Annotated in this window: 15 protein-coding genes; 4 read left to right on the forward strand and 11 right to left on the reverse strand. The window is 57.4% G+C overall.

Annotation, left to right across the window (positions count from 1 at the left end; genetic code table 11):
- Positions 1-434: 434 nt before the first annotated feature.
- The 5 genes from efeO (JQ848_RS11505) to JQ848_RS11525 form a co-directional block, all read right to left on the reverse strand.
- Positions 435-1,259: an iron uptake system protein EfeO gene (gene efeO, locus JQ848_RS11505; RefSeq protein WP_202210709.1), complete on the reverse strand. Its 825-nt coding sequence runs from the start codon at positions 1,257-1,259 to the stop codon at positions 435-437.
- A 32-nt stretch (positions 1,260-1,291) separates the two neighbouring features.
- Entirely contained in the window at positions 1,292-2,611 is a 1,320-nt protein-coding gene (efeB, locus tag JQ848_RS11510; RefSeq protein ID WP_202210710.1) for an iron uptake transporter deferrochelatase/peroxidase subunit, read from the reverse strand.
- 26 nt (positions 2,612-2,637) lie between these two features.
- Positions 2,638-3,822 (reverse strand): iron uptake system protein EfeO, encoded by a 1,185-nt coding sequence (gene efeO / locus JQ848_RS11515; protein ID WP_202210711.1) that lies wholly within the window; start codon positions 3,820-3,822, stop codon positions 2,638-2,640.
- Positions 3,823-3,830: 8 nt separating this feature from the next.
- Positions 3,831-4,673, reverse strand: a complete 843-nt coding sequence (gene efeU / locus JQ848_RS11520) for an iron uptake transporter permease EfeU (RefSeq protein WP_003445418.1) — start codon at positions 4,671-4,673, stop codon at positions 3,831-3,833.
- A gap of 231 nt (positions 4,674-4,904) precedes the next feature.
- Positions 4,905-5,903: a DNA-binding protein gene (locus tag JQ848_RS11525; RefSeq protein WP_127195420.1), complete on the reverse strand. Its 999-nt coding sequence runs from the start codon at positions 5,901-5,903 to the stop codon at positions 4,905-4,907.
- Positions 5,904-6,081: 178 nt separating this feature from the next.
- On the opposite strand from JQ848_RS11525, the gene JQ848_RS11530 reads away from it, so the two are divergent.
- The 3 genes from JQ848_RS11530 to ahpF all read left to right on the forward strand — a co-directional run bounded on the left by JQ848_RS11530 (position 6,082) and on the right by ahpF (position 9,433).
- Positions 6,082-7,020, forward strand: coding sequence for a site-specific integrase (locus JQ848_RS11530; RefSeq protein WP_003445420.1), 939 nt, complete (start codon positions 6,082-6,084; stop codon positions 7,018-7,020).
- A gap of 167 nt (positions 7,021-7,187) precedes the next feature.
- Positions 7,188-7,751: an alkyl hydroperoxide reductase subunit C gene (ahpC, locus tag JQ848_RS11535; protein ID WP_003445433.1), complete on the forward strand. Its 564-nt coding sequence runs from the start codon at positions 7,188-7,190 to the stop codon at positions 7,749-7,751.
- Positions 7,752-7,879: 128 nt separating this feature from the next.
- Positions 7,880-9,433: an alkyl hydroperoxide reductase subunit F gene (ahpF, locus tag JQ848_RS11540; RefSeq protein WP_003445435.1), complete on the forward strand. Its 1,554-nt coding sequence runs from the start codon at positions 7,880-7,882 to the stop codon at positions 9,431-9,433.
- Between the two features lie 54 nt (positions 9,434-9,487).
- Here the strand turns inward: ahpF and gloA are convergent, their stop codons facing one another.
- The 3 genes from gloA to JQ848_RS11555 all read right to left on the reverse strand — a co-directional run bounded on the left by gloA (position 9,488) and on the right by JQ848_RS11555 (position 12,596).
- The gene (gene gloA, locus JQ848_RS11545; RefSeq protein WP_003445437.1) at positions 9,488-10,009 is read right to left on the reverse strand and encodes a lactoylglutathione lyase; all 522 of its coding nucleotides are present in this window, start codon (positions 10,007-10,009) and stop codon (positions 9,488-9,490) included.
- A 425-nt stretch (positions 10,010-10,434) separates the two neighbouring features.
- On the reverse strand, positions 10,435-10,794 hold the full coding sequence (locus tag JQ848_RS11550) for a histone-like nucleoid-structuring protein, MvaT/MvaU family (protein ID WP_003445439.1): 360 nt from the start codon (positions 10,792-10,794) through the stop codon (positions 10,435-10,437).
- A 251-nt stretch (positions 10,795-11,045) separates the two neighbouring features.
- A complete protein-coding gene (locus tag JQ848_RS11555; RefSeq protein WP_003445441.1) occupies positions 11,046-12,596 on the reverse strand; it encodes an EAL domain-containing protein in 1,551 nt (516 codons plus the stop codon).
- A 298-nt stretch (positions 12,597-12,894) separates the two neighbouring features.
- Here JQ848_RS11555 and hppD point away from each other — a divergent pair, with 298 nt between their 5' ends.
- Positions 12,895-13,971 (forward strand): 4-hydroxyphenylpyruvate dioxygenase, encoded by a 1,077-nt coding sequence (hppD, locus tag JQ848_RS11560; protein WP_003445442.1) that lies wholly within the window; start codon positions 12,895-12,897, stop codon positions 13,969-13,971.
- Positions 13,972-14,073: 102 nt separating this feature from the next.
- Here the strand turns inward: hppD and JQ848_RS11565 are convergent, their stop codons facing one another.
- From JQ848_RS11565 to JQ848_RS11575, 3 genes are read right to left on the reverse strand one after another with little or no spacing between them, the layout of a single operon-like run.
- Entirely contained in the window at positions 14,074-14,712 is a 639-nt protein-coding gene (locus JQ848_RS11565; RefSeq protein WP_003445443.1) for a DUF1345 domain-containing protein, read from the reverse strand.
- Between the two features lie 56 nt (positions 14,713-14,768).
- On the reverse strand, positions 14,769-17,870 hold the full coding sequence (locus JQ848_RS11570) for an efflux RND transporter permease subunit (RefSeq protein ID WP_202210712.1): 3,102 nt from the start codon (positions 17,868-17,870) through the stop codon (positions 14,769-14,771).
- Positions 17,871-17,872: 2 nt separating this feature from the next.
- Positions 17,873-19,027: an efflux RND transporter periplasmic adaptor subunit gene (locus JQ848_RS11575; RefSeq protein ID WP_202210713.1), complete on the reverse strand. Its 1,155-nt coding sequence runs from the start codon at positions 19,025-19,027 to the stop codon at positions 17,873-17,875.
- Positions 19,028-19,172 lie beyond the last annotated feature (145 nt).

Consider the following 19,172-nt stretch of genomic DNA (forward strand, 5'->3'; position numbering starts at 1 on the left):
GCACAAGACGACTCGGTAAAAGTCGATCTACTTGCGCGCAGGCCAAGGCTCGCGTGCACGTGGAGTAAAGACTATTACGTCTAAAGGTAAAGTCATCGGACTACGATATCTGCATGATTTTGTTGCAGACTTTTGCGTACTTCCGTCGCAGGAATGAGCATACGTTAAACGCAGAGTTGTGAAAAACCTATGAAAGTTCGATCAAGGTCCCATGCTTTTAAGGGCTAGACAGCTGTTATTCAGGAAAGCATTTCTCGCGTCCAAACATCCAGCGTTTAGAGGCTTTTCAGTAACGCATTATCTTTTAGCGCTTGTTGCGCTAATAAAACAGTGATGCAGGTCGGGATAGGGCACATTTAAATATTCAGTAATTAATGCGCCAACCTGCGGGCATGTGATGCGAGTCACATCGGTTGGCGCATACAAACAGCCTATTAGTTCAGGCCGAGCTTGCCACGCAAGGTCGACAAGTCTTCGGCCAGGGTGTTGACGGGGCCAATCAACGCCTTGCGGTCGTTGTCCTTGACCTTGTCATAGGTTTCAAAGCCGCCGTCCTGGGTACGGTATTTGGCCAGAATCCTGTCAACAGTGGCGAAGTTCTTGTCCACCTTGGCTGCAAACGCCTGGTCGCTCTGCTGGATCTGGCTGCGAAACAGGTCGAAGATTTTTTTCGCACCGTCAACGTTCCCCTGGAAGTCGTACAGATCGGTGTGGCTGTAGCGGTCTTCTTCGCCGGAAATCTTGGTAGCAGCCACTTCTTCCATCAGCGAAGCGGCACCGCCGACAACTTTCTCAGGCGGGAACGTCAGCCCGGCGACACGCTTTTGCAGGTCCTGGACGTCTTTGTTCAGCCCGTCTGCCAGTACATTCAGGCCCTGGGTGCTGTTCTCGGAAAACAGGCTGTATTCGATGCGGTGAAAACCGGTGAAGTCCGGGGCTTTTACCCCTTGTTCATGATCGTCGACCCGGGAGTCGATCGACGCGTCCAGGTCGCTGAACAGTTCGGCAATAGGCTCAATGGACTCGTAATGGACGCGAGTCGGAGCGTAGAGCTTTTTGGCTGCGGCCAAATCACCCTTTTTTACCGCATCGGTAAATTGCTGCGTATTGTCGGCCAGTAGATCCAGCTGCTCGGTGACGTAAATCTTGTAGTCCGAGACCGGGCCCACCAGATCCAGCGGTGCAGTCGCTGCCAGGGCCGAGAGCGGGGTATGGAGCAAGCCAAGTGTGATGAGCAGTGCGAATGGCGTCTTCTTCATGGGACTTTTCCGGTTGGGTTCAGATGATTGGGTCAGGCGTTGGCAACAGGTGCGGCGGCATTGAGCAAGGAACGCCCAATGAAATCCTGCTCGTCGCGCACCCCGGGCAGCGTGAAGAAGTAACCGCCGCCGACCGGCTTGAGGTATTCCTCCAGGGGTTCGCCATTGAGTCTGGTTTGCACCGCGATAAAGCCTTGTTCCAGATCGCTCTGGTAGCAGATGAACAGCAGTCCCATGTCCAGCTGGCCGTTTTTGTTAACCCCGTTGGAGTAGTTGAACGGTCGACGCAGTATCAGGCTGTTGCGGGTTTGTGCCGTGCGCGGGTTGGCCAGGCGGATGTGTGCATCAAGCCTGGTCACTTTGCCATCGGGATCGTTGCTGTAGTCCGGGACATCGGTTTCATGGGCGCCATCCATGGGGGCGCCACTGGCTTTGTTGCGACCGAAAATACTTTGCTGCTCTTGCAGCGGTGTGCGGTCCCAGCGCTCCACGAAGTTGCGGATGATGCGTACCGCCTGGTAACTGCCGTTGACCGCCCAGTGCGGTTCGTCAGTTTCGGGCCCGACCCAGACAATGCTGTTCATCAGGCTGTTGTCGGTGGAGTCCGGGTTGGCCGAGCCATCGCGAAAGCCCAGAAAGTTGCGCGCGCTTTGCGCCGGCTCGCCGGGCTTGGTCGGCGCTTGTGGCGGCACTGTACCTTCCTGCTTCCAGCGCACCAGCAACAAATCCGGCAGGTTTTTCACAATGTCGCGCAGGGCGTGAATATTGGTGTCCGCAGTGTTGGCGCAAAACTGCAGGCTCAAATCGCCATGGCACTGTGCAGGCTCGAGCGCATCGTTGGGGAAACCTTGCATGCGGCTCAAGCGCTTGGGCTTGGCGGTCGCCAGGCCAAAGCGCTCATCGAACAGCGACGCCCCCACCGAGACCGTCACCGTCAGGTTGTCCGGTGTCACCTGCGGGCCGAGAATCCCTGAGTCAGGAGGCGGCAGCCTTGGGTCGGCATGAGGGGCCGGGCCGCCCTTGACCAGGAACGCAATGCGTTGATTGAGGGTGCGAAACAGGCGTTCCAGGTCTTGCCGGTCGCTGGCCAGCACATCAAAAGCCACCAGCATGCCCGCTGCGGGGCGCGGGGTGAGAATACCGTTTTGATGCTGGCCGTAATAATCATGCCGGTCCCGGGTTTTATCGCTGCTCGGGGCCTGGGTCACCTGAACGTTTTGCCCGCCACTGGCGGCCATGGCCGGGCAGCTCAAAGCGCCGCCTGCCAGTGCCGCCCCGGCGACTCCCATGCCCAGCAGCACACGACGGCGCTGCAGATTGAATGGATCAAGACTGTTTTCTGAGTCGCTCATGTGCATCTCGTCTGCAATTACAGGCCTCAAAGGCCAAGGGCGGGATCGATTCCATCGAGTGCATCGGCCAGAGCCTTGGCCTTGTTACTGATAGCTTGACGCCGCAGGTCGCTCACGGTGTCGTAAGTGATGTAACCCTGGGGTGTTTTGAGGCTGTTGAGCTCAGCCTCGAGCGCGGTACTGGCAGTATCGATACGCTGCAGGAGCTCGGCATTGTTCTTGGCCAGTAAAGGACGCAACAGATCAACGACCTTGCGTGTGGTCTGCAGGTTGGCGGCAAAACCACTGAGGTCGATATGACTGTAACGCTCTTCTTCGCCGCTACCGGCGCGGGTATCGGCCAGGTTATGCAGGGTCCGGGCGACAATGCTGACTAATTGCCCGGGAGGCAGTGACTGGGCCAGCAACTGCTGCTTGAGCAACACCGCATTGGCATGCAGTTGCTGGGCAAAGACACCCAGGCCCTGGGTGCTGCTCTGGGAAAACAGCCCGTACTCGATGCGGTGGAAGCCGCCGAAGCCGGGGTCCTGTTCACGTTTTTCGAAGTAGTCCGCGCGGGCGTTGATGGCGTTGTCCAGTTCGGCCAGGCGTTGCGCTGCCGGGGCCAGTCGCTGATAAGCCTCGCGGGCGGGCAGGTAAAGCGCCCGGGCCTGTGCGAGGTCGCCCGTGGCAATGGCTTGCGACAAGGCATCCACCGCCGCGATCAAAGCGTTGCCCTGGCTGTTCAGATAGACCCGGAACTCAGACAGCGGACCGATAAATGCCACCAGGGACGGTCGCGCTTTGGCGCTGGCTTGGGATTGGGCAGTAGGCGTGACGTGCAAGGTGCCGCGCGGGTTGCTGAGCAAGCCGCAGGTGATGGCGTAATCCCCGGGTGCCAGTGTGGCATTGATCACCTGACTAAGGCCGGGAGCGATGTTTTCACGCTCCTCGACCACCAGTACGCCATCCAGAATTTCCCACTCCACAGCCCGCTCGGAGGCGTTGACTATGCGAAAGCTATTGACGCCTGCGGGTACCGACAGCGAGTCGGGCTCGCAACTGTGGGGGTGAATGGTCACGGTGATTTCAGAGCTGTGAGCCTTGCGTTTGGCCGCAGCCAGCTGCGAGGCGTAATAGAACAAAGCGCCGGCCGCGATCATCACGATCACCGAGCCGGCCACCGCCCAGCGCATGGCGCGAGGGGGTGTAACGCTTGCAGGGGTAGGCATGCAGGACCTTATGGGTTTGTCACTGAAGAAACGGGGGCGTTTTTGGGGCTGGCGGCAGGGCGAAAGAACATCGCCAGCGTCAGCAGCAGGTAAATCACATAGGCGCCAAGCACGCTCACTGTGGGCGCATCCTGATACCCGAACATGCCGGCCAGCACAGAACCCGCCGGTCCATCCATTGGCAGTGCGGCGCTGATATCAAACACCACGCCTTGCAGGTGGTTCCACAAGCCGGCTTCGTGCAGGGCCTGTACCGAGTTGGCCAGAATGCCTGCGGCAACCAGCAGAATGAACAGTCCGGTCCAGCGGAAGAACAGGCCCAGATTCAAGCGCATGCTGCCGCTATAAATGGCGAAACCGACGAAAATGGCGAGGACCAGACCGAGCAGGGCGCCCAGCGGTGCTGCGGGGCCTTCGCTCTGCTGAAACACGGCGAGCAGAAAGAACACGGTTTCGAGTCCTTCGCGGGCAACCGCAAAGAACACCATGGCAATCAGTGCCGTGACTTGATGTTTTGACCCCGCGAGGGCGTGATCCAGGGAGGTGTGAAGAGAGTGCTTGATGGAGCGCGCCACTTTGCGCATCCAGAACACCATCGAACTGAGAATGCCGACGGCGATCAGACCGACAATCCCTTCGAAGAGCTCCTGCTGTTTCTGCGGGAACTCTGCACTCATCAGCTCCAGGCCGCCGCCCACCAGCAGGGACAGAGCGACAGCAAGGAAGACTCCGGTCCACACGGCGGGCATCCACTGTCCGCGCCCCGTTTGTTTGAGGTAACTGGCAATGATGCCGACTATAAGAGCGGCCTCGATTCCTTCGCGCAGCATGATCAGAAATGGAACCAGCATGGGATGAGTACCGCGTCACGAATTGGCCAGGGTGGCAATTTGTAACATTTTGATACTCATTTACAAACAGGAATCGATTGCATTTGCTGAACGCTAGCTGAACAAAGACTTGACCCGGGTAATCGCTGGCGAGGCCCAAGGCCGAGAAGGCCTTGTGCACGGCTCTCGGGCGTCGTGCACGGTCCTTCGCACCTTATCGCAGCTTCGTCCCTCGTCAGCGAGTACGGGTTTCTAGTCGGCTGTTTGTTCGGGTGTGTCGTCTTTCTGCGCTTTCAGGCTTTCAAGTGCTGCTTCGGCTTTTAGTGCCCGCAGGGTCAATGCCGTGCTGGCTTCCTGCGCCTTGCTTTGCGCTTGTTGCAAGCCTTCGCTGTCCTCAAGTGCAACCCGCAAGCGTTCCTGGAGCAGGGTGCGCTCGTTTTCCAGCTGAGTTAACTGGCTGCTGAGCTGGCCATTGAGGTTGCTCAATTTGTGTTGCTGGTCGTTGGACTGATTCAGTTCCTTGCCCAGTGCGCGGCTTTCGCTCAATACGCGCTCGTTGTCGCGATGCAGCTGGGTGATCTCATCCTGGCGTACCAGTGCACTTTGTTGTGCCTGGCGCAGTTCCATCTGAATCTGCTGAACCTGTCCTTCGTGGCGGCGCTGATCCTGCTCGCGCTGCTCTTTGACGGCGCTGCGGTAGTGCTCAAGTGCTTCGCGGGCATGCAGGTGTTTGTCTTCCAGCGAGCGAATTTGCTCATCGCGATCTTTGAGGCGCAGCTCAAAGTCGCTGCAAGCCTGATTCAGCGCAGCGTTGCGGGTTTGCTCGGTCTGCAGCATGGAGCGTGTGGACTCAAGATTTGCCGTTTCCTGGCTCAGTGCATTGCCCTGGATCTCAAGTTGCTGCTGGAGCCGGGTTTGCGTCTGTTGTGCCTGGTCGAGCTGCTCTTGCAGCGTTGCCTGGAGTTGTTCGTAGTGTGCCCGGGCCCGATCGATCGGCTCCTGGGCTTGCTCTTGCAGGCGCTGGGCGAGGCGGGCGACCAGCTCCGCCAGTTCGTCTCCGAGCTGTTCCTGTGGCGCGCCCCGGCGTGAATCGACCTCCTCCAGCTCTTTCAGATAGCGGTGGATAGTGGTTTTCGACCCGGTATTTCCCATCTCGATACGTACTGCATCAATGCTCGGGTGTTCGCCACGGGCCAGGATTGCCGTGCGTGCAATTTGCACCACCGCCTTGTTTACGCCGCCACGGGCCATGGTCTTCTCCTACGATTATGTACTGTGGTATGTATCATGTAATTACATACTATATTATCGATTAAATTTTGTCTTTATTTAAGATTCAAGAGGCGGGATATACTGGTATTATCCCGTGTTAGAGCCTTGGAACTGCTTTTAAGGCCCGTTTTCAGTACGCCAATCAAGAGAACTGCCCATGAGCGAGCTGGATCGCTACTTAAACGCCGCGACCCGCGATAACACCCGCCGCAGTTATCGGGCAGCCATCGAACACTTCGAAGTCACCTGGGGCGGGTTCCTGCCTGCCACCAGTGACAGCGTGGCCCGCTACCTGGTGGCTCACGCCGGCCAGCTCTCAATCAACACGCTCAAGTTGCGCCTGTCGGCCATTGCCCAGTGGCATAACAGCCAGGGGTTTGCCGACCCGACCAAGGCGCCGGTGGTGCGCAAAGTGTTCAAGGGCATCAGGGCCTTGCACCCGGTACAGGAGAAGCAGGCTGAGCCGTTGCAATTGCAGCACCTGGAGCAGGTGGTCGACTGGCTCGAAAGTGAGGCCCGGGCGGCGCAAGCCAATGCCGATCAGCCTGCACTGCTGCGAGCACGACGGGATGCGGCCCTGATTCTGCTGGGGTTCTGGCGCGGGTTTCGCAGTGACGAGCTGTGCCGCTTGCAGATCGAGCATGTGCAAGCGGTGCCAGGTTCCGGTATCACCCTGTACCTGCCGCGCAGCAAAAGTGACCGCGACAATCTGGGCAAGACCTTTCAGACCCCGGCCTTGCTGCGGTTATGCCCGGTGCGGGCCTACATTGAGTGGCTCAATACCTCGGCGCTGGTCCGCGGCCCGGTGTTTCGTGGCATAGACCGCTGGGGCAACCTGGGGGAGGAGGGGTTGCACGCCAACAGCGTAATTGCGCTGCTGCGCCAGGCCCTGGAACGCGCGGGTATTGCTGCAGAGCAATACACCAGCCACTCGCTGCGTCGCGGTTTTGCAACATGGGCCCATCAAAGTGGCTGGGATTTGAAGTCGCTGATGAATTACGTCGGCTGGAAGGACGTAAAGTCTGCCATGCGCTATGTTGAAGCGACCCCGTTTACGGGGATGAGCATTACCGCGCAAAAAGTTATCGATGTGTGACGAGGGTTGAAATGGCGCAAGGTGGCCCCTATTTGGTTTTCTACTATCTATAGGCTCACCTGATAGCTAAAACCAATCGTCAGCATCAGCTTTGCCAATGAGCCAGATACGAAATGAGTTGTTAGGATTCACCCCATCAACTTTTCAACCCTGACGGAGAGACAACGATGCCTATCATCAACAGCCATGTAAAACCGTTCAAAGCTACTGCATACAAAAACGGCAGCTTCGTGGAAGTGTCGGACGCTGACCTGAAAGGCAAGTGGTCTGTCGTTTTCTTCTACCCGGCCGACTTCACTTTTGTTTGCCCGACCGAACTGGAAGACCTGGCTGACAACTACGAAGAGTTCAAAAAACTCGGCGTGGAAATCTACAGCGTGTCCACTGACACCCACTTTGCTCACGCTGCCTGGCACAACACTTCGCCAGCCATCGGCAAAATCCAGTACACCATGATCGGCGACCCTACGCTGACCATCTCCCGCAACTTCGACGTACTGATCGAAGAAGCAGGCCTGGCTGACCGCGGTACTTTCGTGATCAACCCTGAAGGTCAGATCAAAATCGTCGAGCTGAACGATGGCGGCGTTGGTCGTGACGCTTCCGAGCTGCTGCGCAAAATCAAGGCAGCCCAGTACGTTGCTGCTCACCCGGGTGAAGTTTGCCCGGCTAAATGGAAAGAAGGTGAATCCACCCTCGCTCCATCGCTCGACCTGGTCGGCAAGATCTAAGCCTGTGAGCCAGCCAAGGGCGGTGACCCGCACCTGAGTTGCACGCAGCATCGCCCTCAAAACGCCCGGGCGACATTCGCTCGGGCGTTTTTTTTACACAGCATTAAAGGTCAAAGGAGATCGCCCGTATGTTGGACGCCAATCTAAAAGCACAGTTGAAGTCATACCTGGAGCGGGTTACCCAGCCGATCGAGATCGTTGCTTCCCTCGACGACGGTGCGAAATCCCGTGAAATGCATGACTTGTTGAAAGAAATCGCCAGCCTTTCCAGCATGATTACCTTGCTGGACAACGGTACCGATGCGCGCAAGCCTTCGTTTTCGTTGAACCGCCCGGGCGGCGATATCAGCCTGCGTTTCGCAGGCATCCCAATGGGCCACGAATTTACTTCGCTGGTGCTGGCCTTGCTGCAAGTCGGCGGCCACCCATCGAAAGCCAGTCCTGAAGTGATTGAACAGATCCGCGCCCTCAAGGGCGAGTTCAACTTCGAGACTTATTTCTCGCTGTCATGCCAGAACTGTCCGGATGTGGTGCAGGCGCTGAACCTGATGGCTGTATTGAACCCGAACATTCGCCACGTGGCGATTGACGGCGCGCTGTTCCAGGACGAAGTCACCGAACGTCAGGTGATGGCCGTTCCCAGTGTTTACTTGAACGGCGTGAACTTCGGCCAGGGCCGTATGGGTCTGGAAGAAATTCTCGGCAAGCTGGACACCGGCGCCATCGAGCGTCAGGCCGAAAAAATCAGCGCCAAAGAGGCGTTTGATGTGCTGGTCATAGGTGGTGGTCCGGCCGGCGCAGCGGCTGCCATTTATGCGGCACGTAAAGGCATTCGTACCGGCGTCGCCGCTGAACGCTTTGGCGGCCAGGTGCTGGATACCATGGCCATCGAGAACTTTATCTCGGTGCAGGAAACTGAAGGGCCAAAACTGGCCACCGCCCTTGAAGAGCACGTCAAGCAATACGACGTCGACATCATGAACCTGCAGCGTGCCGACAAGCTGCTGCCGGGCAAGGCGGGCGAGTTGCATGAGGTGAAATTTGCCAGTGGTGCCTCGCTGAAAGCCAAGACCGTGATTCTGGCAACCGGTGCCCGCTGGAGAGAGATGAATGTACCCGGCGAGCAGGAATACCGCAGCCGTGGCGTCGCTTACTGCCCGCACTGTGACGGCCCGCTGTTCAAAGGCAAGCGCGTTGCAGTTATCGGCGGTGGCAACTCGGGTGTTGAAGCGGCAATCGACCTGGCGGGTATCGTTTCTCACGTCACCCTGCTTGAGTTCGATACCAAACTGCGGGCCGATGCGGTGTTGCAGCGCAAGCTCAACAGCTTGCCGAACGTAACCGTGATTACCAATGCCCTGACCACCGAAGTCACAGGCGACGGTCAGAAGGTCAATGGTCTGCGTTACAAGGATCGGGCCACAGACGAGTTGCACCACGTCGAGCTGGAAGGGATTTTTGTCCAGATCGGCTTGCTGCCGAACACTGACTGGCTTAAAGGTACGATCGAGCTTTCACCTCGCGGCGAGATCGTGGTTGATGCCCGTGGTGAAACCAGCATCCCCGGCATCTTTGCCGCCGGCGACGTCACTACCGTGCCATACAAGCAGATCGTGATTGCGGTGGGCGAGGGCGCCAAAGCTTCGCTGAGTGCTTTTGATCACCTGATCCGCTCGGAATAACCGGCTGAAACAAAAAAACCCATGAGCGATCATGGGTTTTTTTTTGCATCCGGTTTACATCGGTTGCGGCTGGATAATCTCGACCCAGTAGCCGTCCGGGTCTTTGATAAATGCCAGCGACTTCATGCGCCCGTCAGTCAGGCGCTTCTGGAAGTCCACACCCAGCGCCTCGAAGCGTTCGCAGGCGGCAACGATGTCCGGCACCGAGATGCAAATGTGGCCAAAGCCGCGCGGGTCAGTGTTGCCGTTGTGGTAGACAACGCTGTCGTCGGTTTCCGAGCCGTGGTTGTGGGTCAGTTCCAGAATGCCGGGAATCGACTTCATCCACAGGGTACGGGCGGCATCGTCAGCCGGGATCTGTGCCTTATCAACCAGCGCCAGGAAATACAGGCTGAATTCGGCTTCCGGGAAGTCGCGCTTTTCAACCAGCGAGAAGCCCAGCACCCGGGTATAGAAATCCAGGGACTTATGGATGTCCTTGACGCGGAGCATGGTGTGGTTGAAGACAAAGTTCTGGGTAGCGCTGTCTGGTTCGCCAGTGACGCCAGGGATGTTGTTCAGGTCTTGCAGGCTCATGAACCCTCCGAAAGTGATACGTGGTGATCGGTCGCTACGGTGAGCGTGATGGGCGAATGATACGGAATCCGGTGGCTTGCGCCAAACCCGTTTTCAGCCAGGGCAGGCATCAGCGCGGCGGGTCTTGGCAAATTCCGGGCAAAAAGAAGCCCGCCGAAGCGGGCATGGGGCGCTAGTCCTTTAGCAGCCCCCATCCTGTGACCATTGGTGTGAAAAATCTGTGAAAGGACCTGTTATTTGAAGACTGTCTGTCCGCCCCGGAGCTTTCATGGCTGCCATGCCTGGTAAAGCGGCGGTCGGCGCCAGAGATGGGCACGGGACTGTCTTGAATTATTGACTTGTATCATTCTGTACATCTGGCTCCCGTGATATTGCCGCCCAATAAAAAGCCCTGCATGGGCAGGGCTTTTTATTGGGCGCAGACTTTAATGACGCAACCATGAATCCACGGTGCTGGCACCGTATTGTTCTTTCCATGCCTTCAAGCCATGGTGGTTGCCGCCTTTAGTTTCGATAAGTTCACCGGTATGCGGGTTTTGATAAACCTTAAGTACGCGGGCCTTGCGTTGTTTGGGGGCGGCACCGGACCTGGGGGCAACCGTGCCGGGGTCAAGAATGGCAATAATGTCCCGAAGGTTCTTGCCATAGAACTTCATCAAGTCTTTGAGTTTTTGCTCGAACTCAATTTCTCTTTTAAGTCCGGCGTTATTTTTCAATGCTTCGAGCTGGGCGATCTGCTCTTTAAGTGCTTTCTCAGCAGCGCGAAATTCAGCGAGTCTGGACAAAGTCATTACTCCATTCACTGGTCCGGCCTTGGAGAGCCGGAGTGTTTTAATGATGATTGAAGTGCATGGGGCAGGGGCCGGGTCCAGTACCTTGAACACCTGAACACCGTCCATGACCTTTTTAAATAACGTGACAACCTTTAAACAATCGAAAAAATTGTAGTTGTTAATTGTCACACTGCCAAGCCATGAACCTGCACAATTAACAAAAGACTTTGCCCCGAAGGGGGCAGGTTCATAGAGGCAAGTATTTATTGCGTCGGTGCAGGGCGCGCCACTAAAGATTTGATGAAGTCAGGGGCGGGCAAGGGGCGGGCGAACAGATAACCTTGTAAAAACACCACCCCTTTAGACGCCAGATAGTCGCTTTGTTCTTGTGTTTCAATCCCTTCGGCGACTATTCCCAGGTCCAGTTTTGCACTGAGCTCGATAATACTGTCGAGAATGTGTCTGGACAGGGCGTCCACGCCGATCATTGCGACAAAACTTTGATCGATTTTCAAGTAATCAATGTTGAACTCATGCAAGTAACTCAGGCTCGAATGGCCGGTGCCAAAATCATCAAGGGCAATCATCACGCCCAGGCTATGGAGTGCCGAGAATAATTGATGGGTGATTGCAGTGGGCACAATCAACTCGCGTTCGGTCAGTTCCAGAACCAGGGTGATTTGCCCTGCCGGGAAAGCGTCCAGGAACTCGCGGCAATCATCAATTAGTTCAAGGTTTTGACAATGGCTGGCCGCGATATTGAAGCCTATATGGAAGCCGGGCTCCATGCTGGAGGCATGGGGCGCCAGTAGCCGGGCAGTTTGCTGCATCAGCGAGCGGGTCATTGGCACTATGAGGCTCGAGTGTTCGGCAAACGGAATAAACAAGTCAGGACGTACCAGTCCTTCTCTGGGATGCTGCCAGCGCATCAACACTTCGGCTCCGGCCCATTGCTTAGTATCGCTGCGTACGACCGGCTGGAAGTAAGGAATAAACTCTGCCGCGTCCAGACCCCGCTGCAATTCATGGGTGGGTGAAGACGAGCGCTTATTTAACCAGTGCACCGTTAAAGCAGACACCAGCCCCAAAAATACAAACAAGCCCATCAGTCCGGTGTATCGCGCCCATACAAAACGCCCGACCGTTCCGGGGCCGAATCCCGCAACAACCTGGTAGGGGTACTGGGTGGAGGCGACACTGACTTGTGCCACCGGAAAAGGCTCGGCCGGAGCATCACGCACCTGGCCATACTTATCGATCGAATCACTGCCCACTTGAATCAGTAATTGCGTGTACTGATTGATCAAGCCCAAAACATTGACCAGATGTGCGCCATACAGGCTGACCAGCACCCCTGCTTTGCCTTCCTCGCGCCTGTAGACCAGCAACGGGTCGTTGGGCGTTACCGGATTGCCGGCCATCAGCTTGAGCTCGCCTTTGGCATATTCATCCGGGTTTACGATTTCTTTGAAGGGGCCGAACAGGGAGGTGCAATAAATCAGGTTGTCCCACACCATGTTCACCGCGCGCACGAAAGGCCGGCGCGTCACCTGGTCACGCAACGCCAGCTCCACCTGGGCGCAATCGCGCCCCGCCATCGGCAGCATCACATCGGCTGCCTGTGCGGCATTGTCGAGCATCAAGTCAAACTGGCGAATGGCTTCTTGCGCGGTGTGGGTGGCCTCAAACTCCAGGGCTCGATTGGCCTGCCAAAAAATAATACACATGCCGAGTACCACGGGCAGCAATCCACTGAGCAGAACCAACGCATAGCGATCAGTCCATTTGCGGGTCGACTTCAGCGTTAATGGCATTGCATATCCTGGGCTATGGGTAAAGGCTGATTAAAGACAGCTGGTTAACATGATGTAAGACAAACCGGATTACGCCATGTAGAATCGGCTTACGCATACAAGAATAATGACTTCTGCCAGCAGAAGCCCCTCCGCGTAAGAGATGGGTCGAAATGAAGATATTCGGGTTCCAATTGATCTACGGCGATTTCCTGGCTCGCAGTGTACGCGGGATCTCGTGCGCGCCTCCCGTCAGCCTCAGCATTCTTAGCAAATAACCTTCTGTTAATTCTAAAAATGACCATGATGAGGCGCCAAAATGGCCGATCTATACGAAAACCCAATGGGCCTGATGGGCTTTGAATTCATCGAATTCGCGTCCCCGGTACCCAACACCCTCGAACCCATTTTTCAAATTATGGGCTTCACCAAGGTGGCCAGCCACCGTTCCAAAGACGTGCACCTGTATCGCCAGGGCGAGATCAATCTGATCCTCAACAATGAGCCCCATAGCGTAGCTTCTTATTTTGCCGCAGAGCACGGTCCTTCGGTGTGCGGTATGGCCTTCCGCGTGCGCAATGCGCAACAGGCATTTTCCCGGGCGCTGGAACTGGGTGCGCAACCCATCGAAATTCCCACCGGCCCCATGGAGCTGAACCTGCCGGCAATCAAGGGTATCGGTGGCGCGCCACTGTACTTGATTGATCGCTACGGCGAAGGCAGCTCGATCTACGACATCGATTTCGTGTTCATTGAAGGTGTTGATCGTCATCCGGTGGGAGCCGGCCTGAAAATCATCGACCACCTGACCCACAACGTTTATCGCGGGCGCATGGCCTATTGGGCCAACTTCTACGAGAAGCTGTTCAATTTCCGTGAAATCCGCTACTTCGATATCAAGGGTGAATACACCGGCCTGACCTCCAAGGCAATGACCGCACCGGACGGCATGATCCGCATTCCTTTGAATGAAGAATCATCCAAAGGCGCAGGGCAGATCGAAGAGTTCCTGATGCAGTTCAACGGTGAAGGCATCCAGCATGTGGCCTTCCTGTGTGACGACCTGATCAAGACCTGGGACGCACTGAAGGGCATAGGCATGCGCTTCATGACCGCGCCGCCCGACACCTACTATGAAATGCTCGAAGGCCGTCTGCCTGATCACGGCGAACCGGTAGATCAGCTGCAGTCGCGGGGCATTTTGCTGGATGGCTCTTCCGAGCCGGGTGACAAGCGCTTGTTGCTGCAAATCTTCTCGGAAACCCTGATGGGGCCGGTGTTCTTCGAGTTCATCCAGCGCAAGGGTGATGACGGATTCGGCGAAGGCAACTTCAAGGCGTTGTTTGAGTCCATCGAACGCGACCAGGTGCGCCGTGGCGTGTTGAGCACCGATTAAACATCCATCCTGTAGGGGCTGGCTTGCCAGCGATGGCAGTCTGCGGTTCACCAGTAACACCGCATGGACTGCATCGCAGGCCGGCTCCAACAGTTCGGTTACTTAAAACAATCCCGCCGCAATATTGATCGAGAAGCCCAGTACCGCAGTGTTGAACAAAAAGCCTAACAGCGAATGCACCAGCACGGCTTTGCGCATCTCACGGGTAGCGATGCACACGTCGGACGTCTGTACCGCAACGCTGAGGGTGAAAGAGAAGTACAGAAAATCCCAGTAATCCGGGTTCAGCTCCCCCTCCGGAAAACGCAAGGCCGGCTCCGGCCCCTCATTGTTATAAAACAGCCGCGCATAGTGCAGGCTGAAAATCACCCCGATCATCAGCCACGACCCCACCACCGTCAGCCCGGTAAACCCGTAGTGCATCAGTTGCTCGGATTGATCGAGTTTGCTGTTGCCTGACAGCTCGAGGGTGATGGCCGCCAGACTGGCAATGGCGGCGATGCAAACGGTGAACAACACCATGCTGGCATTTTCATCTTCGACTTCGGCGGTGCTTTTCACGTCGCTGGCTGCGGAGCGAATCACCAGCCACAGGGTCAATCCCAGATACAACCAGACACAGACATTCCAGCCCAGCAAGAACTTGGTCGTCAGGGTTGCAGCGGGAGCAAAGATGCCGACCGCGACCCCAAGCAAGGTGGCAACGGTCAGGCGAGGGTGAGTGCGGGCAAGGTGCGACATCGACAAGACAATCCCTGTTACTAATTGATGCAGCACCTTACCACGGGCAGAACCTGTTACAGCTGGCGCGGCTTGCTTCTCACCAGTTTCATCACCACCACAAAGAACACCGGTACAAACACCACGGCCAGGGTGGCGACGATCATGCCGCCAATTACCCCGGTACCGATGGCCTGTTGACTGGCCGAACTGGCCCCGGTGGCAATCGCCAGAGGCACCACCCCGAGAACGAAGGCCAGTGAGGTCATCACAATCGGCCGCAAGCGCAGGCGTGCGGCTTGCACCGTGGCATCTACCAGATCATGCCCTTCGTCATACAGGGTCTTGGCAAACTCGATGATCAGAATGGCGTTTTTCGCCGACAGGCCAATGATGGTGATCAAGCCAACCTTGAAGAACACGTCATTGGGCATCCCGCGCAACGTCACGGCCAATACGGCCCCGAGTACACCCAGGGGTACGACCAGCAAGACCACAGTCGGAATCGACCAGCTTTCATACAAGGCGGCCAGGCACAGGAACACGAACAGCAACGACAAGCCCAGCAAAATCGGGGCCTGGGCTCCGGACAGCTTTTCCTGCAGGGACAAACCGGTCCACTCCAGGCCCAGCCCGGCAGGCAACTGATCCACCAGACGCTGAACCTCGATCATTGCCTCGCCGGTACTGCGCCCGGGGGCTGACTCACCGGAAATACTGATGGCCGGGTAGCCGTTATAGCGCGTCAGTTGCGCCGGCCCCTGAATCCAGCGGGCTTCGACAAAGGCCGAGAGCGGCACCATTTTCCCCAGGTTGTTGCGCACATTGATCTTCAGCAAGTCTTCAACCTGACTGCGCTGATCACCCTCTGCCTGCACCACAACCCGCTGCATGCGCCCCTGGTTCGGGAAATCATTGACGTAGGCCGAGCCCACGGCTGTCGACAGTACGTCGCCAATGTCAGCGAACGAGACCCCCAGGGCATTGGCGCGTTTGCGGTCGACTTCAAGTTGCACTTGCGGGCTTTCAGCCAGCGCGCTTTCGCGCACGTTGGCCAGTACCGGACTCTTCTCGGCCAGAGCCAGAAATTCGCTACGGGCCTGCATCAGTGCGTCATAGCCGACGCTGCCACGGTCCTGCAGGCGGAACTCAAAACCGCTGGAGGTCCCCAGACCACTGACTGGCGGCGGCAGGATAGCGAAGGCTATTGCATCCTTGAGTTCGCCAAACACGGCGTTGGCCCGTTCGGCGATGGCCGAAGCCGAGTCCTTGGCGCCGCGTTCAGACCAGTCTTCAAGGGTGGTAAAGGCCAGCGCCGCGTTCTGCCCGTTACCGGAAAAGCTGAAGCCCAGAATCATCGTGGTGTTGCCTATGCCGGGCTCGTTGGCGTTGTGCGCCTCGATCTGCTCGGCCACCTTGATTGTGCGGTTCTGGCTGGCACCCGGCGGCAACTGGATATCAGTGATGATGTAGCCCTGGTCTTCAACCGGCAAAAACGAGGAGGGCAGGCGGGCAAAAAGCACCACCAGCACCACCAGCAGCGCGCCGTACAGCAACAGATAGCGGCCACTGCGCTTGATCAGGTGCACAACCCAGTGCTCGTATCCCTGTGACAGGTGTTCGAACTTGCGGTTGAACCAGCCAAAGAACCCGCCCTTGGCATGGTGCTCGCCCTTGGCGATCGGCTTGAGCAGGGTCGCGCACAGGGCCGGGGTCAGTGACAGGGCCAAAAATGCCGAGAACAGAATCGAAGTGGCCATCGACACCGAGAACTGCTGGTAAATGATGCCCACCGAGCCCGGCATGAACGCCATGGGGATAAACACCGCCACCAGCACCAGGGTGATGCCGATAATGGCACCGCTGATCTGGGTCATGGCCTTGCGGGTGGCGTCGCGCGGCGACAGCCCCTCGCTGACCATGATCCGCTCGACGTTTTCCACCACGACAATCGCATCGTCCACCAGAATGCCGATGGCCAGCACCATGCCGAACATGGTCAGCACGTTGATCGAGAACCCCATCACCAGCATGGTGGCAAAGGTGCCCATCAAGGCCACCGGCACCACCAGGGTCGGGATCAGGGTGTAGCGCATGTTCTGCAGGAACAGATACATCACCGCAAACACCAGGATCATGGCCTCGACCAGGGTGTAGATCACTTTGGTGATCGAGACCTTGACGAAGGGTGTGGTGTCATAGGGAATGGAGTATTCAACGCCTGCCGGGAAATAGCGGCTCAGTTCATCCATCTTGGCGCGGATCAGGTTACCGGTACTCAAGGCGTTGGCCTCGGGCGCCAGTTTCACGCTGAAAGCACTGGCCGACTTGCCGTTGAGGCGGGTGCCGTATTGATACTCCTGGCTACCGATCTCGACCCGTGCAACATCGCCAATACGCACGGTAGAGCCGTCCGGGTTGGCGCGCAGGACAATATCGGCAAACTCCTGCGGGCTTGACAGCTGACCCTTGACCAGCACCGTGGCAGTGATTTCCTGGGTCTTGCTGCCTGGCAAGTCGCCGATGCTGCCGGCGGCAACCTGGGCATTCTGACTGGCAATGGCGTTGTTCACGTCAGTGGTCGTGAGGTTGAAACCGATCAGCTTCTGCGGGTTGATCCAGATCCGCATCGCCCGTTCGGCGCCATATAGCTGGGCCTTGCCGACACCCTCCACGCGCTTGATTTCGTTCATCACGTTGCGCGCCAGATAATCGCTGAGCGCAACTTCGTCGAGGTTGCTGTCCTTGCTGGCTGTCAGGGTTACCAGCATCAGGAAGCCCGAGGAAATCTTCTCCACCTGCAAGCCTTGTTGAATCACGGCCTGGGGCAGGCGCGACTCAACGGTCTTGAGACGGTTCTGGACATCGACCTGCGCCATCTCCGGATCGGTACCGGGCTTGAACGTCGCGGTGATACTGGCGCTGCCCAGGCTGCTCTGGGATTCGAAATACAGCAGGCCGTCAGTACCGTTGAGCTCCTGCTCGATCAGGCTGACCACGCTTTCGTCCAGGGTTTGTGCCGATGCGCCGGGGTACACCGCATAGACCTCAACCTGTGGCGGGGCGACCACCGGGTATTTGGCAACCGGCAATTGCGGAATGGCCAAAGCCCCGGCCAGCACGATAAACAACGCAACGACCCAGGCAAAGACCGGGCGGTCGATAAAGAACTGCGGCATGCTCACTGATCCGTGGAGTGTGCGAGAGGGAGTTTCGGATCGTCGATCTGCACTTGCTCACCCGCACGGGCATGCTGCAAACCTTCAATCACAATACGGTCACCAGCCTTGAGGCCGGCATTGACGATCCAGCGATCGTTCTGAACGCTGCCCAGTTGTACCGGCTGCTGTTTGACGCGGTTATCCGCATCCAGCAACAACACTTGGGCAACTCCGGCACTGTCTCGCAAAATCGCCCGCTGGGGCACGCTGATGGCTTCTTTATTGACCGCCTGCTCCAGGCGCACACGGACAAAGCTGCCGGGCAGCAAATCGTAATCCGGATTCGGGAACTCGCTGCGCAAAATGATCTGTCCGGTACTTGGATCAACACTCACGTCGGTGAACAGCAACTTGCCGGGCAGCGGATAAAGGTTGCCGTTATCACGGATCAGCGTGGCCCGGGCCTGGTTCTTGCCCACCTGCTGCAACTCGCCGGCGCGGAATGACTCGCGCAGATTGTCGAGGTCGCGGGTGGACTGAGTAAGGTCGACATGGATCGGGTTCAGTTGCTGAATACGGGCCAGCGGGGTGACTTCGCCCTGGCCCACCAGGGCGCCTTCAGTCACCAGTGCCCGGCCAATGCGCCCGGAGATCGGCGCCGTAACAGTGGCATACCCCAGGTTCAACTGGGCGCGGCGCACGGCGGCCTGATTGGCAGCCACATCGGCATCGGCCTGCTGGGCCTGGGCCCGGGCATTGTCATAGTCCTGACGACTGATGGCGTTACTTTCAACCAGCTCGCTGTAACGCTGATCCTGAAGTTTGGCCTGCATGGCAAGTGCTCTGGATTTGCTCAGGGCTGCCTGGGCGCTGTCCAGATCTGCCTTGAACGGAGCGGGATCAATCAGGAACAGCACCTCACCCTGTTTGACTTCACTGCCTTCGGTATACATCCGCTTCAATACCACTCCGGCGACCCGGGCACTGACTTGCGCCACGCGCGGGGCAACCACCCGGCCACTGAGTTCGTTATTGATCGACAGGGGCGCGGTGGCAATGACTTCGGTGCGAACTTTGGCCAAAGGAGCCTTGGTCTCGGCGACCGGGCTTTTATCACAGGCACTGAGGGTCAGAGCCAGTGCCGAGAGGCAGAGGGGGGCGAAGAGCTTTTTCAACGATCGTGCCTTCTTATATATGCGGGATATTTCTGTAAGTGCTCCTGCATGCTAAGGGCAGCACGCAAGGGGCGTTGTGAAGCTGTGTAGGTGGTATGTGAAAAAGTGTGAAGGTTGTGCGCCTATCCATGTGAGGTTGTATATC

This window comes from Pseudomonas paraversuta, assembly GCF_904067025.1.
Lineage (GTDB): Bacteria > Pseudomonadota > Gammaproteobacteria > Pseudomonadales > Pseudomonadaceae > Aquipseudomonas > Aquipseudomonas paraversuta.

What these genes read in the sequence shown, in the direction of transcription:
- efeO (WP_202210709.1), bottom strand. Translation starts at nt 1,259, where the DNA reads ATGAAGAAGACGCCATTCGCACTGCTCATCACACTTGGCTTGCTCCAT.
- efeB (WP_202210710.1), bottom strand. Translation starts at nt 2,611, where the DNA reads ATGAGCGACTCAGAAAACAGTCTTGATCCATTCAATCTGCAGCGCCGT.
- efeO (WP_202210711.1), bottom strand. Translation starts at nt 3,822, where the DNA reads ATGCCTACCCCTGCAAGCGTTACACCCCCTCGCGCCATGCGCTGGGCG.
- efeU (WP_003445418.1), bottom strand. Translation starts at nt 4,673, where the DNA reads ATGCTGGTTCCATTTCTGATCATGCTGCGCGAAGGAATCGAGGCCGCT.
- JQ848_RS11525 (WP_127195420.1), bottom strand. Translation starts at nt 5,903, where the DNA reads ATGGCCCGTGGCGGCGTAAACAAGGCGGTGGTGCAAATTGCACGCACG.
- JQ848_RS11530 (WP_003445420.1), top strand. Translation starts at nt 6,082, where the DNA reads ATGAGCGAGCTGGATCGCTACTTAAACGCCGCGACCCGCGATAACACC.
- ahpC (WP_003445433.1), top strand. Translation starts at nt 7,188, where the DNA reads ATGCCTATCATCAACAGCCATGTAAAACCGTTCAAAGCTACTGCATAC.
- ahpF (WP_003445435.1), top strand. Translation starts at nt 7,880, where the DNA reads ATGTTGGACGCCAATCTAAAAGCACAGTTGAAGTCATACCTGGAGCGG.
- gloA (WP_003445437.1), bottom strand. Translation starts at nt 10,009, where the DNA reads ATGAGCCTGCAAGACCTGAACAACATCCCTGGCGTCACTGGCGAACCA.
- JQ848_RS11555 (WP_003445441.1), bottom strand. Translation starts at nt 12,596, where the DNA reads ATGCCATTAACGCTGAAGTCGACCCGCAAATGGACTGATCGCTATGCG.
- hppD (WP_003445442.1), top strand. Translation starts at nt 12,895, where the DNA reads ATGGCCGATCTATACGAAAACCCAATGGGCCTGATGGGCTTTGAATTC.
- JQ848_RS11565 (WP_003445443.1), bottom strand. Translation starts at nt 14,712, where the DNA reads ATGTCGCACCTTGCCCGCACTCACCCTCGCCTGACCGTTGCCACCTTG.
- JQ848_RS11570 (WP_202210712.1), bottom strand. Translation starts at nt 17,870, where the DNA reads ATGCCGCAGTTCTTTATCGACCGCCCGGTCTTTGCCTGGGTCGTTGCG.